Below are 13,716 nucleotides of genomic sequence, written 5' to 3' on the forward strand. Positions count from 1 at the left end.
GAACGGCCTATCCAGATCGCGCGTGCTGGCTATAATGGCCACGCGTTCTCTGCGGTACTCGACGGCATGTGCAAACATTCGCCTTGTCCCTTAAGAACGACACCGGGAGCGCGACAGCGCCGGGAGTGCAGGTCCGCCTTGTAGCGGGAAGCCCGATGGTTCTCCAGCGTTCCCACTTGAGCCCCCGGGTTCAAGGTCGTTTCGCATGCATCGACATTGCGGAGAATGCAATATTCCAGCAAGGGCGGCGTCTTCGGGCGTCGCCCTTGTTCTTTACGGCACAATGGCGGCTGTTTCCCGCCGCACGCTGCCATGACCGACCCGCGCCAGGCCCTGCGCCACGACCTGCGGCAACGCCGCCGCGATCTTTCCGCGCCCGCGCGCATCGCCGCCGCCGAATCGCTGGCCGATGCCCTGCTTGCCCTGCCCTTCGCCCCGCGCACCGGCCCGGTGGCCGGCTATTGGGCGTTGGATGGCGAGATCGCCCTGCACCGCTGGCAGCTGCAGTTGCCCGAAGGCCTCACCTATTGCCTGCCGGTGCTGGCCGGCGAGGTGCTGCGCTTCGCACCGTGGCGCCCCGGCCAACCGCTGACCAGCAACCGTTACGGCATCCCCGAGCCCGACGTGGCGCTGGCAGACACCCTGGAACCGGCGCAGATGGCGCTGGTGGTGACCCCGCTGGTGGGCTTCGACCACCAGTGCCGGCGGCTGGGCATGGGGGGCGGCTGGTATGATCGCAGCTTCGCCTTCCGCCACGACCGGCCGGCGCCGCCCTGGCTGGTCGGTGCTGCATTCGCGGTGCAGCAGGTCGAGTCCTTGCCGGTGGCGTCGTGGGACGTGCCGGTGGATGCGATCTGCACCGAAGACGGCACCCTGTTCCCCTCCGCTGCCCCCGTGAACGCATGACCGCCCGCAAGCGCTATTGGCTGATGAAGTCCGAACCGGACGCTTTTTCCATCGATGACCTGGCCAAGGTGAAGGTCGAGCCCTGGAACGGGGTGCGCAACTACCAGGCGCGCAACTTCATGCGCGATGGCATGCAGGTCGGCGACGGCATCCTGTTCTACCACTCCAATACCAAAGTGCCGGGCATCGTCGGCCTGGCCACGGTGGCCAGCGCGGCCTACCCGGACGACACCCAGTTCGACCCGGCATCCGACTACCACGACCCCAAGAGCACGCGCGAGAATCCGCGCTGGATGCTGGTGGACGTGGGCTTCGAGCGCAAGCTGAAGCAGGTGATCGCGCTGGACGAGATCAAGCTGCACGCCGACGAACTCGGCGAGGGCTTCCCACTGGTTGCCAAGGGCAACCGCCTGTCGGTGTTCCCGGTAACGGCCGCGCAGTGGAAGCTGCTGCTGTCGCTCGAAAAAAAATCCTGATTCCCTGCCTGAGAGTCCTCCCATGTCCGAAGCCAAGCGCCTGGCCGCCGAGAAAGCCATCGAATACGTCCAGGACGGCATGATCGTCGGTGTCGGCACCGGTTCCACCGTTGCCTATTTCATCGATGCCCTGGCCCGCATCCAGCACCGCATCAAGGGCGCGGTGTCCAGTTCCGAGCAGAGCACCGCGCGCCTGAAGCAGCACGGCATCGAGGTGATCGAGCTGAACCATGCCGGCACCCTGTCGCTGTACGTGGACGGCGCCGATGAGTGCGACGCCAACAAGTGCCTGATCAAGGGCGGCGGTGCCGCGCTGACCCGCGAGAAGATCATCGCCGAGGCCAGCGAGCGCTTCGTCTGCATCGTCGACCCGAGCAAGCAGGTGCCGGTGCTGGGCAGGTTCCCGCTGCCGGTGGAAGTGATCCCGATGGCGCGCAGCCTGGTGGCCCGCCAGATCCGCGACATGACCGGCGGCCAGCCGACCTGGCGCGAGGGCGTGGTGACCGACAACGGCAACCAGATCCTGGACATCCACAACCTGGAGATCACCGATCCGGAAAAGCTGGAGCGCGAGCTCAACCAGCTGCCGGGCGTGGTCTGCGTCGGCCTGTTCGCCCGCCGTCGCGCCGATGTGGTGATCGTCGGCGGCGAACCGCCGGTCGTGCTCTGATTTACGGAAGGATGCTGACATGTCGCTGCGCTCGCTGCTGATCCTCCCGCTGCTGGCCCTGACCGGCTGTGCTACCGATGCCGCCCGCCACTGGGTGGAACTGAATGGCGCCCGCTACCAAGTCGAGCTGGCCACCAATGACGAAACCCGCGCCCGCGGGCTGATGTTCCGCGACCAGATGCAGGCCGACCACGGCATGCTGTTCGTCCACGACCGCGAGGAAATGCAGGCGTACTGGATGAAGAACACCAAGATCGCGCTGGACATCCTGTACTTCGACAGCGAGCGCAAGCTGGTCAGCCAGCAGCGCGACGTGCCGCCGTGCTCGGCCGGCGACATGTGCCCGCCCTACCCCAGCGGCGGCCCGGCGCGGTACGTGCTGGAGCTCAATGCCGGGCAGGCCGAGAAGTTGAAGCTGAAGGACGGCACCCCGCTGACCTTCGGCCCGGGCATCGACAAATAAGGGTTGGCCGGGCTGCGCCCGGCACCCACGGTCGGAATCCGGGGCCGGATCCCTTTCGCGCGCGGAAGGGCTCCGGCCCCGCTTCTTCATGGCGCTGTTCTTTTCACGCCACACCGCTTGAAACCGCCTGCAATTGCCTCCAGTCTGTGGCCATGCAGGACCGGATCACACTCCCCGACTGGGACGCACTGGCCGACGTCGATGACGAGGCGCTGCCACTGTTGCCGACCGCGTTGCTGATCGCGCGCGATGAATACCCCGACCTGCAGCCCGGCGTGTACGACGCGCTGGTGCAGAGCCATGTCGACCACCTGCGTGCGGAAGTGGACACCATCGAGCGCTGGCCGCTGAAGATGGCCGCGGTCAACCGCCACCTGTTCGACGAACTGGGCTACAGCGGCGACCACCAGGAGTACTACGACCCGCGCAACAGCTACCTCAACCAGGTGTTCGAGCGCCGCCTGGGCAACCCCATTTCGCTGGCCCTGGTGCAGATGGAAGTCGCCCGGCGGCTGGGCATTCCGCTCGATGGCGTGTCCTTCCCCGGCCACTTCCTGGTGCGCCTGCCGGTGGATGACGGCGTGCTGGTGATGGACCCGTTCAATGGTGGCCGCCCGCTGGACGTGGACGAACTGCGCGAGCGGGCCAAGTCACACCTCGGCGGGCAGGCCCCGGACGACCAGGTGCTGGCGCAGATCCTCGACCCGGCGCCGACGCGCGCGATCCTCATCCGCATGCTGCGCAACCTGCACGGCGTGTATGCCGAAGCCAGCGAGTGGGACCGCGCCGCGCGCAGTGCCGACCGCCTGCTGAAGCTGGCCCCGGAACAGGACGACGCCCTGCGCGACCGTGGCCTGGCCTACCTGCAGCTGGATTACCTGGCCGGCGCCCGTCACGACCTTGGCCAGTACCTGCGCCGCAACCCCGAGGCCAGCGATGCGCAGTGGCTGCGCGAGAAGCTGATCGACCTGGGTGGGCCGATGCCGCGGCTGCATTGATTTGCCGCTGTGCGGACCAACGGTCCGCACCCACCCCAACGGTCCGCACCCACCCTCGATCAATCGATCTCGACCATCTCGAAGTCGTCCTTGGTCACCCCGCAGTCCGGACAGGTCCAGGTCTCGGGAATGTCCTCCCAGCGCGTGCCCGGGGCGATGCCTTCTTCCGGCAGACCGTCCGCTTCGCGGTAGATGAAGCCGCAGACCACGCACATCCAGGTACGCAAGGTGGTGGGGGTGGCGTCGGTCATCGGATAATCAGGGCTGGATTCACGGGCTGCCATTGTCCCATCGCGGCCCACTCACCGGTAGCCATCAATGACTTCTGCTTCCCCGGCGCCCCGCGGCGTCTACCTGATCACCCCGGATGAACCCGATACCGCACGCCTGCTGGCGCGCACGGCGCCGCTGCTGGCCGCCGGTGCCACCTGGCTGCAGTACCGCAACAAGACCGCCAGCGATGCGCTGCGGCGGGAGCAGGCCACCGCCCTGCAGGCGCTGTGCGCCGCCCACGGCATGCCGCTCATCATCAACGACGACCCGGCGCTGGCCCTGGCCGTGGGCGCGGCCGGCGTGCACCTGGGCGGCACCGACGGCGATATCCCCAGCGCGCGTGCCCTGCTCGGGCCGGCCGCCATCATCGGCGCGTCCTGCTACGACCAGCTGGCCAATGCCGAACAGGCCGTGGCCGCCGGTGCCAGCTACGTGGCTTTCGGTGCCTTCTTCCCCACCACCACCAAGGTCACCAGCAGCCGCGCCCATGCCGACCTGCTGCGGCAAAGCGCCGCACTGGGTGTGCCGCGGGTGGCGATCGGTGGCCTGACGCCGGACAATGTCGGTCCCATCATCGATGCCGGCGCCGACCTGGTGGCCGTGGTCAGCGGCATCTACGCCGCGCAGGACCCGGTCGCGACCCAGCGCGCCTTCCTCGCCCAGTTCGCGTAACGCCCAGGAAAGCCCCATGAACCACGACCAGTCCCACGCCCTGTTCTCCCGCGCCCAGCAGCTGCTGCCGGGTGGCGTCAATTCACCGGTGCGCGCGTTCAAGTCCGTCGGCGGCGAACCGTTCTTCGTCGAGCGCGCCGATGGCGCCTACCTGCATGACGTCGACGGCAACCGCTACATCGACTACGTCGGTTCCTGGGGCCCGATGATCGTCGGCCACAACCACCCGGCCGTGCGCCAGGCGGTGAAGAAGGCCATCGACAACGGCCTGTCCTTCGGCGCGCCCTGTGCGGCCGAAGTGACCATGGCCGAGACCATCACCCGCCTGGTGCCCTCCTGCGAGATGGTACGCATGGTCAACTCCGGCACCGAGGCCACGCTGTCGGCCATCCGCCTGGCCCGTGGCGCCACCGGCCGCAACCGCATCGTCAAGTTCGAAGGCTGTTACCACGGCCACGGCGACTCGTTCCTGGTCAAGGCCGGCAGCGGCATGCTGACCCTGGGCGTGCCGACCTCGCCGGGCGTACCGGCCGGCCTGAGCGAACTGACCCTGACCCTGCCCTACAACGACTTCGACGCCGCCACGGCGCTGTTCGAAGCGCAGGGCAGCGACATCGCCGGCCTCATCATCGAACCGGTGGTGGGCAACGCCAACTGCATCCCGCCGCGCGAGGGCTACCTGCAGCACCTGCGCGACCTGTGCACCCAGCATGGTGCGCTGCTGATCTTCGACGAAGTGATGACCGGTTTCCGCGTGGCCCTCGGCGGTGCGCAGGCGCATTACGGCGTCACCCCGGACCTGAGCACCTTCGGCAAGATCATCGGCGGCGGCATGCCGGTGGGCGCCTACGGTGGCCGCCGCGACCTGATGCAGCAGATCGCCCCGGCCGGCCCGATCTACCAGGCCGGCACGCTGAGCGGCAATCCGGTGGCGATGGCTGCGGGTCTGGCGATGCTGGAACTGGTGTCGCAGCCGGGCTTCCACGCTGACCTGGCCGAGCGCACCGCGCGCCTGTGCGAGGGCCTGGAAGCGGCCGCCGCCGAAGCCGGCGTGGCCGTGACCACCACCTGCGTGGGCGCGATGTTCGGGCTGTTCTTCACCAGTGAAAAGGTGGAGACCTATGCGCAGGCCACCGCCTGTGACATCCCGGCGTTCAACCGCTTCTTCCACGCGATGCTGGAACAGGGCGTGTTCCTGGCACCGTCGGCCTACGAGGCCGGCTTCATGTCCAGCGCGCACGACGACGCGGTGATCGATGCCACCCTGGCCGCTGCCCGCGTGGCGTTCAAGGCTGCCAAGGGGTAAGCCTCCGGTGGGTGCCAACCCTGGTTGGCACCTCCGGACCATCATCCACGCATGGCGTGGATCTACCACGCATTGCCGTGGCACGGCATCCACGCATGGCGTGGATCTACCACGCATTGCCGTGGCACGGCATCCACGCATGGCGTGGATCTACCGGTAGAGCCACGCCATGCGTGGCTGCAATCAACCGAAGACGAAGCTGCCCTTCATCATCGCGAAGTGGCCGGGGAACGAGCAGAAGAAGGTGTAATCGCCGCCCTTCTGCAGGCCCTTGGTGGAGAAACGCACGCGCGTGGTTTCGCCGCCGCCGATCACCTTGGTGTGCGCCAGCACGCGCTTGTCGGCCTTGGGCAGATAGCTGTCGGCCAGGGTCATGCGCATGCCGGCCATCGCCACCGGCTGGTAGTCGGCGGTGCGGGTCAGCACCCAGTTGTGGCCCATCGCCGTGGCCGCCAGCTTGCCGGTGTGGCGCAGGGTCAGGTCCACTTCGCTGCAGTCGGCGGCCACCTTGATCTGGCGCGTGCTGAAGCTCATCTGATCGGTGCTGTCGATGCTTACCGCGCACACGCGCGCCATCGCCGACGGCGCCAGCATCACCGTACCCAGTCCCACTGCCACCATCCAAGCCTTCATCGTTGCGTCTCCTTCTGGTTCACCGGCCATTCTAGGCAGGGCCACCCGCCATCGTCTGCGACCGTCTGTCGCACGCACGCGGCAGGGTGTTCGCGCATCGACGGCAATGGCATGCTCAGGCCATGCGGATCGACCTGTTGCTGCTGGATGTGGACGGCGTGCTGGTGCAGTACCAGCGCACGCAGCGCGTGCTGCACCTGGCGCAGGCGCTGGATGTGCCGGCCGCGTCGGTACAGGCAGCACTGTATGAAAGCGGGCTGGAAACGGCGCATGACAGTGGCGCGCTCGATGCCACCGCCTATCTTGCACGCCTGGGCCAACAACTGGGGCGTACGGTGGATGCACCCACGTGGATTGCCGCGCGCCAGGCCGCCAGCCATCCACAGGACGCGGTGCTGCAGCGCCTTGAGCATCTGCAGGTGCCGCTGGCGGTGCTGACCAACAACGGTGCGTTGATGGTGCAGGCACTGCCCAGCCTGCTGCCGTCGCTGTTCCCCGCACTGAATGGCCGGGTGTTCTGCAGTGCCGACTTCGGCCTGCGCAAACCGCAGCCGGCGGTGTTCCTGCGCGTGCTCGAGGTGCTGCAGGTGGCGCCTGCGCGCACCCTGTTCGTCGATGATCTGTTCGCCAACGTGCGCGGCGCACGCGCTGCCGGCCTGCACGCGGAAACGGTGCGCGACGGGCGCGGGCTGGGCAAGGTACTGAAGCGCTACGCGATCCTGTAGAGCCGAGCCCATGCTCGGCTGCCGTTGCCTGACACCACGAGGAGCCGAGCATGGGCTCGGCTCTACAGTGCCCCCCGACGCCGGGATCAGCGCGCGGCGACGAACGCTGCGATTGCGGCGTGCAGGCGCTTGAGGCCTTCGGCCACTTCTTCGTCGGTGATGTTCAGCGACGGCACGAAGCGCAGCACGTCCGGGCCGGCCTGCAGTGTCAGCAGGCCCTGGTCGGCGGCATGGTCGAGGATGGCACCGGCCTGGCCGGCGAAGGCCGGGCTCAGCACCGCGCCCAGCATCAGGCCGCGGCCCCGCACGCCACTGAACACGCCGAACTCTTCGCTGATGCGGGCAAACCCATCGCGCAGCGCCTTCGACTGGCGGCTGACGTTGGCGGCGATCTCCGGCGAGGCCAGCTTGCGCAGGGCCACGCGGGCCACGGCAGCGGCCAGCGGGTTGCCACCAAAGGTGGTGCCGTGGGCGCCGAACTGCATGGTCTCGGCCACCTTCGGGCCGGCCAGCATCGCGCCGATCGGGAAGCCACCGCCCAGTGCCTTGGCCAGGGTGACCATGTCCGGCACCACGTCGTCCTGCCAGTGCGCGAACAGGGTACCGGTGCGGCCCATGCCGGCCTGGATCTCGTCCAGCACCAGCAGGGCATCGTGCTGGTCGCACAGCTCGCGCACGCGCTTGAGGAAGCCGGACTTGGCCGGCATCACGCCGCCCTCGCCCTGCACCGGCTCAAGCATGACGGCGGCCACGTCGCCGGCGGCCATCGCGGTTTCCAGCTGCACTTCATCGTTGAAGTCGATGTAGCGGAAACCACCGGGCAGCGGCTCGTAGCCTTCCTGGTACTTCGGCTGGGCGGTGGCGGTCACCGCGCCCATGGTGCGGCCGTGGAAGCTGCCGCGGAAGGTGATGATGACGCGCTTGTCGGCCGGGCGACCCTTGCTGGAGGCCCACTTGCGGACCATCTTGATCGCCACTTCGTTGGCTTCGGCGCCGGAATTGCACAGGAACACGCGCTCGGCGAAGCGGCTGGCCTGCACCAGTTCCTCGGCCAGGTGCAGCGGCGGCGCGCTGTAGAACACGTTGCTGGTGTGCCACAGCTTGCCGGCCTGCTCGACCAGCGCGGCCACCAGGTCCGGGTCGTTATGGCCCAGGCCGCACACGGCAATGCCGGCGGCCAGGTCGATGAACTCGCGGCCCTGGCTGTCCCACACGCGGGCGCCCTGGCCTCGCTCCAGCACCACCTGGCGGGGCTTGTACACCGGCAGGTAGTAGTGCGACAGGGAGATCAACGGATCGGTAGCGGCGGTCATGGCAGTGGAGTGGGTTCAGGAACCCCCATTCTCGCCCCCCAGCCCCTGCGGCACAATGTGCGGATGCGCCCGTTTTCCGCCCCCCAGCTGAACCCCGCCACCGCTTCCGGCTGGCGCCGGACCTGGTTCGACATCATCTACCGCCACGACACCCGGCCGTCCCGCAATTTCGACCTGATCCTGGTGGTGGCCATCATCGCCAGCATCCTGGTGGTGATGATCGACAGCGTGCAGCACCTGCACGTGGCGTGGTCGGACTGGCTGTACGTCATCGAATGGGGCTTCACCGCCCTGTTCACGATCGAGTACCTGCTGCGGCTGGCGGTGGTGAAGCGGCCGCTGCGCTACGCGGTCAGCATCTGGGGCATCATCGACCTGCTGTCGATCCTGCCGGCCTATCTGTCGCTGTTCATCCCCGGCGCGCAGAGCCTGCTGGTGGTGCGCGCACTGCGCATGCTGCGGGTGTTCCGCATCCTCAAGCTGACCCGCTACATCGAGGAAAGCGGCGTCCTGCTGCAGTCGCTGTGGCGCAGCCGGCGCAAGATCCTGCTGTTCCTGTTCACGGTCATCACCATCACGATCATCGCCGGCACCCTGATGTACATCATCGAGGGCCCGGCGCATGGGTTCAGCAACATCCCGGCCAGCATGTACTGGGCGGTGGTGACCATGGCCACGGTCGGCTTCGGCGACATCGTGCCGCAGACCGTGCTGGGCCGCTTCGTCACCTCGGTGCTGATCCTGATCGGCTACAGCATCATCGCCGTGCCCACCGGCATCTACACCGCCGAGCTGGCCAGCACCATGCGCGAGGCCGACATGGCGGCGCGCCGGGATGCGCGTGGCTGCCCGCACTGCGGGCTGGAAGGCCACGAACCCGACGCGCGCCATTGCCGCAGGTGCGGCAGTGCCCTGCCGGACACCTTCAACACGTAGATCCACGCCATGCGTGGGTGAGAACCTGCACAGTGCGGCCCAACGGTCCGCACCCACCAGAGTCAGTAGATCCACGCCATGCGTGGATGCACCCGTCAGCGCATGCGGTTGCTGGTGGTCACCAGCATGCGTGGGTGCACCAGAGCCAGTAGATCCACGCCATGCGTGGATAAGACCCGGCACAGTGCGGACCAACGGTCCGCACCCACCAGATCAGTACCCGTCAGCGCATGCGGTTGCTGGTGGTCACCAGGTCGTTGTACGCATCCAGGATGTCCGACTGCGCGCCTTCCGGGGCCGAGGTGAGCCAGCTGCCGGAGGCCTTGCGCTCGGCAGCCAGACCTTCGGCGCTGATCGGCTTGCCCTGCTCGATGCGTTCGATGCCACGGCCGGCCTTGCGGATCAGCATCTCGGCCGAGCGCTGCACATGGCCCCACATCGGGTCGTCCTTGCCGATGCCAGCCGCCTGCATTTCCTTCACCAGCGCCTCGTAATCCGCCAGGCGCGTACGCAGCGCGGCGACGTCCGGCTTCTCATCCTGGAAGGCCACCGCAAGCTGCTTGCCCTCGCCCACCAGGCGCAGGTGGTAATAGGCCATCGAGCGGCCTTCGCTCTTTTCGATCTGCTTCAGCTGCGCGGCACGGCGGTCTTCCTCGTTCTTTTCCAGCGCCACATCCAGTGCGTCGCTGGCCTTGAAGAAGGCCGCATAGGCCTGCATCAGCGGCGCATGCTGGCTGCGCATGCCTTCGCCACCATCGCGACGGAATTCCTCGCGGGTGAAGTAGCCATCGGCCTGCTCGATCTTCGCGTACAAGGCCTGGAATGCCTGCTGGTAGTCGCGCACCGACGCATCCATCGGCGTCGCCGGTGCCATCGCCAGGGCATCGGTCAGCGGCTGGCCGCAGTACTCCACCCGGTGCGAAAGCACCTTGCCCGGCGAGCGCGGCTGCGCTTCCTTGCCGGTCGGGCCGGCCTCGACATCCTTGATCCAGCCGGTGTAGGTCTCGAAACCCTCGTGGATGGGCTGCTCCACACCGTTGTAGCACTCGATGTAGGCATTGACCTTGGCCAGGCTGGGATCAGCCAGCGACAGGCCGGTGGAGTTGTTGCAGCCGGCCAGGCCGGCCACGGCGCCGAGCAGCAGCACCGGCAGTACACGTACAGAAGCGTTCACATCAGTTCCTTGCAGAAAAAAAAGAGCACCGCCTTATTGGCGGTTGCTCTGGAATACCAGTGAGTTGTATTCCTGCATCAGCTTACCCGGCGAGCCGTGCGGTGCCATGGTGGTGTCCAGCATGCGCCGCTCGATGTCGCTGTAAGGAGTCTTCTCCGCGACGCGCTTGAGGCGCTCCTTGCTCTCGCGGCGGAAATTCTCGGCGGTGCGCTCGAAGCTGTTCCAGTCCAGCTTGCCCGGCTCCTGCTCAGCCACCTTGGCGTGGGCCTCGTCGGAGATCGCGTTGAACGCATCCAGGCGCCGGCGCGCCTCGGTCACGTCGAAGTTGTCTTCGGCCATCAGGTCCATCAGCGCCTTGGCATCACGCATGATGGCCAACCGATAGAAGTTGCGGGTACGGCCTTCCTGCGCTTCCACCTTGGCCAGCTGGGAGTCCTGCAGGCGGTCGTTCGCGACATCCAGCGCATCGCTGAACACACCGCTGGCCTCGACGAAGGTGCCGAATGCAGACATCAACGGCGCGTGCAGCGCCTTGCCGCGCGCGAAGCCATCGTCTTCGTAGTCGTCGCGCTGGTAGTAGTCGGCCGCTTCGTGGGTGATCGGCTGCAGTGCATGCAGTGCATCCAGGTAGCCCTGCGCAGCCTTGTCCAGTTCGGGCAGCGACGGCTGCGCGGCGATGGCTTCGGGCAGTGCCTTGTCGCAGAGCTTGAGGTCACCGGCGGTCAGGTCCGGCGGACCGATCGGGCGTTCCTCGCGACCGGTCGGGCCGGCCTCGGGATCCTTCATCCAGACCGTGTACGGGCCGATGCCCGCGTGGATCTTGCGGTCCACATCGTTGTAGCACTCGATGTAGCCGTTGAGCTTGCCCATCAGGGCCTGGTCGCTGTCGGCCCCGGTGTCGGCGGCCGCCGTGTCGCCCTTGCCGGCGTTGGCGGCGGCATCGGCCGGGGCTGCAGGCTTGCCACCACAGGCAGCCAGGGCAAGGGAGAGCGAAGCAGCCAGGGTGGCCGCGCGGAGCATCGGTCGCATAGGGGTACGTCCTTGTTGAAAACGGTTCCAGCCCCACATTCTACCCAACCTTGGCGGTGGCCATCCTTGACCACTGCCTCAGAAGCACTCGTCGCCGATCAATCCAGGAACAGGTCCGGCAGCAGCGGCCGCGAGGCGTCCACCGCGTAAGCGGACAGATCGGTCACACCGGCTTCGGCCAGCACCTCGTCATCAATGAGGAAACGGCCGTGGAAACCGGCGGCCTCGCGCACCAGCACCGCGTGTGCGGCGTCGGCCATGATCTGCGGCGTGCGGCAGCCGGCCGCATCCACGCCGGGGATCATGTTGATCGCATCGGTGGCGATGACGGTGCGCGGCCACAGCGCATTGACCGCCACGCCCTGCGGGCCGAATTCAGCGGCCAGGCCGAGGGTAACGAAGCTCATGCCCATCTTGGCCAGCGTGTAGCCGGTATGCGGGCCCCACCACTTCGGTTCCAGGCTGGGCGGCGGCGCCAGGGTCAGGATGTGCGGGTTGGGCGCCTGCAGCAGGTAAGGCAGGCAGGCCTGCGCGCACAGGAAACTGCCGCGCGAATTGACCTGCTGCATCAGGTCGAACCGCTTCATTGGCGTGTCCAGCGCGCCGCGCAGCCAGATCGCGCTGGCGTTGTTGATGAGGATGTCGATGCCACCGAAGGTATCGACCGTGGCGGCCACGGCAGCCTTCACCTGGTCCTCTTCGCGGATGTCGCACTTCAGCGCGAGGCCCTGGCCACCGGCTGCGGTCACCGCTTCGGCGGCGCTGTGGATGGTGCCGGGCAGCTTCGGGTTGGGCACCGACGACTTCGCAGCGATGGCCACGTTGGCGCCATCGCGTGCCGCACGCAGTGCGATGGCCAGGCCGATGCCACGCGAGGCACCGGTGATGAAAAGGGTTTTGCCCTGCAGACTGCCCACGTTCCACACTCCAGCGTATGCCATGAGCCGCTAGTATGCCGCGCCGACGCGGAGTTCACCGCGCGTTGACGATACTGGCGCCCCGGTCACACGCACGAGGTATACGCCATGCGCCGTTCCCGCCTGCTGCTGCCTGCCCTGGGCCTGGCCCTGCTCACCGCCTGCCAGGGCCGTTCGCCTGAACCCGGCACCGAACCCGCCACGGGCGATGCGCCTGCCGCCAGCAAGGCGGCCGATGGTTCACTGCGCTGGAGCGAGTCGGTGGTCTGGGATGGCGACCTCAACGCATGCCGCCAGGGCGAGAACAACGCCACGCGCGCGTGCCTGGCCGAGACGATGAAGTCCGCCGGCGCCAGCGCCGATGCCGTCGCCGCTGCCGAGCAGCTGTCCACCGGCGGCGAGCTGGCCTACGTGACGGCCTGGCATGAACACGATGGCCTGGGCGTGGCTACGGTGGAATATCCGTTCCGCGCCAACACCAACGAAGGCACGCGACTGGTGGATGCCGGTGGCAAGCGCATCGATGTCGACGCGGTGCAGCTGGACGACACCCTGCGCGCCGATCCGGGCGTGCAGGCCGTACTGGCCGCGCATCCGCAGGCCACCCCGTTCGCACCCGCGCAGGCGGCCGGTACTGCACCGCTTGATGAGGGCGGCATCCGCCTGCTGTACCGCACGCCGCTGCGCGACTGCCATGCCTGCCCGGATGTCGGCCAGCTGCAGATCGGCTATGACTTCGATGGCAAGCGCAATTTCATCGGCCAGCAGGTGGTGCCGGCGGCGCCGTGATACCGGAACGTTGCGTGCCCGCCAGGCATGGCCCGGCGCTACCGAACCGGGCTCGGCGGCCTTGGTCTATTCCTGGTACAGAACGTCGAGGGCATCACCGCCGGCAAGACGCTGCACTTGGTCCAGCGTGTCCACGGCCATGACCGAGTACGTTACTTCCACACCGGAGTGCAGGCGTCCCTCAGCAGTGTGCTCGTCAGTCTCCACTGATATCAGCTTGCGGATTCCGGCGAACCGGTAGTGGGATGGCTTGCCGTCGTCCCCCATCAGGCGGCCGCTCAGATCCTCGTACTCGGAGGCCAGAGCCGTTGCATCCGCCAGCGCCTGCTCGTCGCTGTCCGCGCTGATCAGGTAGACGTTCTCATGCACCAGGAACGATTCCTGTCCTTCGCTTTCGTAGTAGAAGATGGCGTGCGCGCAGTACCACATGGATCAC

General features: G+C 67.4%; 17 protein-coding genes and 1 other RNA gene. 11 read left to right on the forward strand and 7 right to left on the reverse strand.

Going from position 1 to position 13,716, the window contains the following annotated elements:
- Positions 1-43 precede the first annotated feature (43 nt).
- The 6 genes from ssrS to QMZ26_RS09750 all read left to right on the forward strand — a co-directional run bounded on the left by ssrS (position 44) and on the right by QMZ26_RS09750 (position 3,513).
- Positions 44-229, forward strand: a non-coding RNA gene (gene ssrS / locus QMZ26_RS09725) — 6S RNA.
- Between the two features lie 83 nt (positions 230-312).
- A complete protein-coding gene (locus QMZ26_RS09730; RefSeq protein ID WP_108760434.1) occupies positions 313-906 on the forward strand; it encodes a 5-formyltetrahydrofolate cyclo-ligase in 594 nt (197 codons plus the stop codon).
- Positions 903-1,382: an EVE domain-containing protein gene (locus QMZ26_RS09735; protein WP_079223085.1), complete on the forward strand. Its 480-nt coding sequence runs from the start codon at positions 903-905 to the stop codon at positions 1,380-1,382. The genes QMZ26_RS09730 and QMZ26_RS09735 overlap by 4 nt, the downstream gene beginning before the upstream one ends.
- Positions 1,383-1,404: 22 nt before the next feature.
- Complete coding sequence (gene rpiA / locus QMZ26_RS09740; protein WP_079223087.1) at positions 1,405-2,052, forward strand: ribose-5-phosphate isomerase RpiA; 648 nt, start codon at positions 1,405-1,407, stop codon at positions 2,050-2,052.
- 19 nt (positions 2,053-2,071) lie between these two features.
- Complete coding sequence (locus tag QMZ26_RS09745) at positions 2,072-2,515, forward strand: DUF192 domain-containing protein (protein ID WP_200732632.1); 444 nt, start codon at positions 2,072-2,074, stop codon at positions 2,513-2,515.
- 152 nt (positions 2,516-2,667) lie between these two features.
- A complete protein-coding gene (locus QMZ26_RS09750) occupies positions 2,668-3,513 on the forward strand; it encodes a SirB1 family protein (RefSeq protein WP_079223091.1) in 846 nt (281 codons plus the stop codon).
- Between the two features lie 59 nt (positions 3,514-3,572).
- On the opposite strand, the gene QMZ26_RS09755 is transcribed toward QMZ26_RS09750, so the two are convergent.
- On the reverse strand, positions 3,573-3,797 hold the full coding sequence (locus QMZ26_RS09755) for a rubredoxin (RefSeq protein WP_079223092.1): 225 nt from the start codon (positions 3,795-3,797) through the stop codon (positions 3,573-3,575).
- A gap of 34 nt (positions 3,798-3,831) precedes the next feature.
- On the opposite strand from QMZ26_RS09755, the gene thiE reads away from it, so the two are divergent.
- Both thiE and hemL read left to right on the forward strand, forming a co-directional pair.
- The gene (gene thiE, locus QMZ26_RS09760; RefSeq protein WP_283221328.1) at positions 3,832-4,458 is read left to right on the forward strand and encodes a thiamine phosphate synthase; all 627 of its coding nucleotides are present in this window, start codon (positions 3,832-3,834) and stop codon (positions 4,456-4,458) included.
- A gap of 16 nt (positions 4,459-4,474) precedes the next feature.
- Positions 4,475-5,764, forward strand: coding sequence for a glutamate-1-semialdehyde 2,1-aminomutase (gene hemL, locus QMZ26_RS09765; RefSeq protein WP_283221329.1), 1,290 nt, complete (start codon positions 4,475-4,477; stop codon positions 5,762-5,764).
- 183 nt (positions 5,765-5,947) lie between these two features.
- Here the strand turns inward: hemL and azu are convergent, their stop codons facing one another.
- On the reverse strand, positions 5,948-6,397 hold the full coding sequence (gene azu, locus QMZ26_RS09770) for an azurin (protein ID WP_283221330.1): 450 nt from the start codon (positions 6,395-6,397) through the stop codon (positions 5,948-5,950).
- Between the two features lie 122 nt (positions 6,398-6,519).
- Here azu and QMZ26_RS09775 point away from each other — a divergent pair, with 122 nt between their 5' ends.
- Positions 6,520-7,122 (forward strand): HAD-IA family hydrolase, encoded by a 603-nt coding sequence (locus tag QMZ26_RS09775; protein ID WP_283221331.1) that lies wholly within the window; start codon positions 6,520-6,522, stop codon positions 7,120-7,122.
- An 86-nt stretch (positions 7,123-7,208) separates the two neighbouring features.
- On the opposite strand, the gene QMZ26_RS09780 is transcribed toward QMZ26_RS09775, so the two are convergent.
- Complete coding sequence (locus tag QMZ26_RS09780) at positions 7,209-8,435, reverse strand: acetylornithine transaminase (RefSeq protein WP_079223099.1); 1,227 nt, start codon at positions 8,433-8,435, stop codon at positions 7,209-7,211.
- Between the two features lie 63 nt (positions 8,436-8,498).
- Between QMZ26_RS09780 and QMZ26_RS09785 the strand changes: the two genes are divergently transcribed.
- On the forward strand, positions 8,499-9,371 hold the full coding sequence (locus QMZ26_RS09785; RefSeq protein WP_108760427.1) for an ion transporter: 873 nt from the start codon (positions 8,499-8,501) through the stop codon (positions 9,369-9,371).
- Between the two features lie 223 nt (positions 9,372-9,594).
- Here the strand turns inward: QMZ26_RS09785 and QMZ26_RS09790 are convergent, their stop codons facing one another.
- From QMZ26_RS09790 to QMZ26_RS09800, 3 genes are all read right to left on the reverse strand, one after another.
- Complete coding sequence (locus tag QMZ26_RS09790) at positions 9,595-10,545, reverse strand: YiiG family protein (protein WP_283221332.1); 951 nt, start codon at positions 10,543-10,545, stop codon at positions 9,595-9,597.
- Positions 10,546-10,578: 33 nt separating this feature from the next.
- Positions 10,579-11,574, reverse strand: coding sequence for a YiiG family protein (locus QMZ26_RS09795; protein ID WP_283221333.1), 996 nt, complete (start codon positions 11,572-11,574; stop codon positions 10,579-10,581).
- 98 nt (positions 11,575-11,672) lie between these two features.
- On the reverse strand, positions 11,673-12,515 hold the full coding sequence (locus QMZ26_RS09800; protein WP_079223103.1) for an NAD(P)-dependent oxidoreductase: 843 nt from the start codon (positions 12,513-12,515) through the stop codon (positions 11,673-11,675).
- Positions 12,516-12,599: 84 nt separating this feature from the next.
- On the opposite strand from QMZ26_RS09800, the gene QMZ26_RS09805 reads away from it, so the two are divergent.
- On the forward strand, positions 12,600-13,280 hold the full coding sequence (locus QMZ26_RS09805) for a hypothetical protein (protein ID WP_283221334.1): 681 nt from the start codon (positions 12,600-12,602) through the stop codon (positions 13,278-13,280).
- Positions 13,281-13,346: 66 nt separating this feature from the next.
- Here the strand turns inward: QMZ26_RS09805 and QMZ26_RS09810 are convergent, their stop codons facing one another.
- The gene (locus tag QMZ26_RS09810; RefSeq protein WP_200732624.1) at positions 13,347-13,709 is read right to left on the reverse strand and encodes a DUF4288 domain-containing protein; all 363 of its coding nucleotides are present in this window, start codon (positions 13,707-13,709) and stop codon (positions 13,347-13,349) included.
- Positions 13,710-13,716: the final 7 nt, after the last annotated feature.

The sequence above is a fragment of the Stenotrophomonas sp. PFBMAA-4 genome (assembly GCF_030053215.1).
In the GTDB taxonomy this organism is placed as follows: Bacteria; Pseudomonadota; Gammaproteobacteria; order Xanthomonadales; family Xanthomonadaceae; genus Stenotrophomonas.

Bases quoted from the DNA above. Each gene is read 5' to 3' on its own strand.
- rpiA (WP_079223087.1), top strand. From the start codon at position 1,405: ATGTCCGAAGCCAAGCGCCTGGCCGCCGAGAAAGCCATCGAATACGTC.
- QMZ26_RS09750 (WP_079223091.1), top strand. From the start codon at position 2,668: ATGCAGGACCGGATCACACTCCCCGACTGGGACGCACTGGCCGACGTC.
- QMZ26_RS09780 (WP_079223099.1), bottom strand. From the start codon at position 8,435: ATGACCGCCGCTACCGATCCGTTGATCTCCCTGTCGCACTACTACCTG.
- QMZ26_RS09810 (WP_200732624.1), bottom strand. From the start codon at position 13,709: ATGTGGTACTGCGCGCACGCCATCTTCTACTACGAAAGCGAAGGACAG.
- QMZ26_RS09795 (WP_283221333.1), bottom strand. From the start codon at position 11,574: ATGCGACCGATGCTCCGCGCGGCCACCCTGGCTGCTTCGCTCTCCCTT.
- thiE (WP_283221328.1), top strand. From the start codon at position 3,832: ATGACTTCTGCTTCCCCGGCGCCCCGCGGCGTCTACCTGATCACCCCG.
- QMZ26_RS09800 (WP_079223103.1), bottom strand. From the start codon at position 12,515: ATGGCATACGCTGGAGTGTGGAACGTGGGCAGTCTGCAGGGCAAAACC.
- QMZ26_RS09805 (WP_283221334.1), top strand. From the start codon at position 12,600: ATGCGCCGTTCCCGCCTGCTGCTGCCTGCCCTGGGCCTGGCCCTGCTC.
- QMZ26_RS09730 (WP_108760434.1), top strand. From the start codon at position 313: ATGACCGACCCGCGCCAGGCCCTGCGCCACGACCTGCGGCAACGCCGC.
- QMZ26_RS09785 (WP_108760427.1), top strand. From the start codon at position 8,499: ATGCGCCCGTTTTCCGCCCCCCAGCTGAACCCCGCCACCGCTTCCGGC.
- azu (WP_283221330.1), bottom strand. From the start codon at position 6,397: ATGAAGGCTTGGATGGTGGCAGTGGGACTGGGTACGGTGATGCTGGCG.
- QMZ26_RS09735 (WP_079223085.1), top strand. From the start codon at position 903: ATGACCGCCCGCAAGCGCTATTGGCTGATGAAGTCCGAACCGGACGCT.
- QMZ26_RS09745 (WP_200732632.1), top strand. From the start codon at position 2,072: ATGTCGCTGCGCTCGCTGCTGATCCTCCCGCTGCTGGCCCTGACCGGC.
- hemL (WP_283221329.1), top strand. From the start codon at position 4,475: ATGAACCACGACCAGTCCCACGCCCTGTTCTCCCGCGCCCAGCAGCTG.
- QMZ26_RS09755 (WP_079223092.1), bottom strand. From the start codon at position 3,797: ATGGCAGCCCGTGAATCCAGCCCTGATTATCCGATGACCGACGCCACC.
- QMZ26_RS09775 (WP_283221331.1), top strand. From the start codon at position 6,520: ATGCGGATCGACCTGTTGCTGCTGGATGTGGACGGCGTGCTGGTGCAG.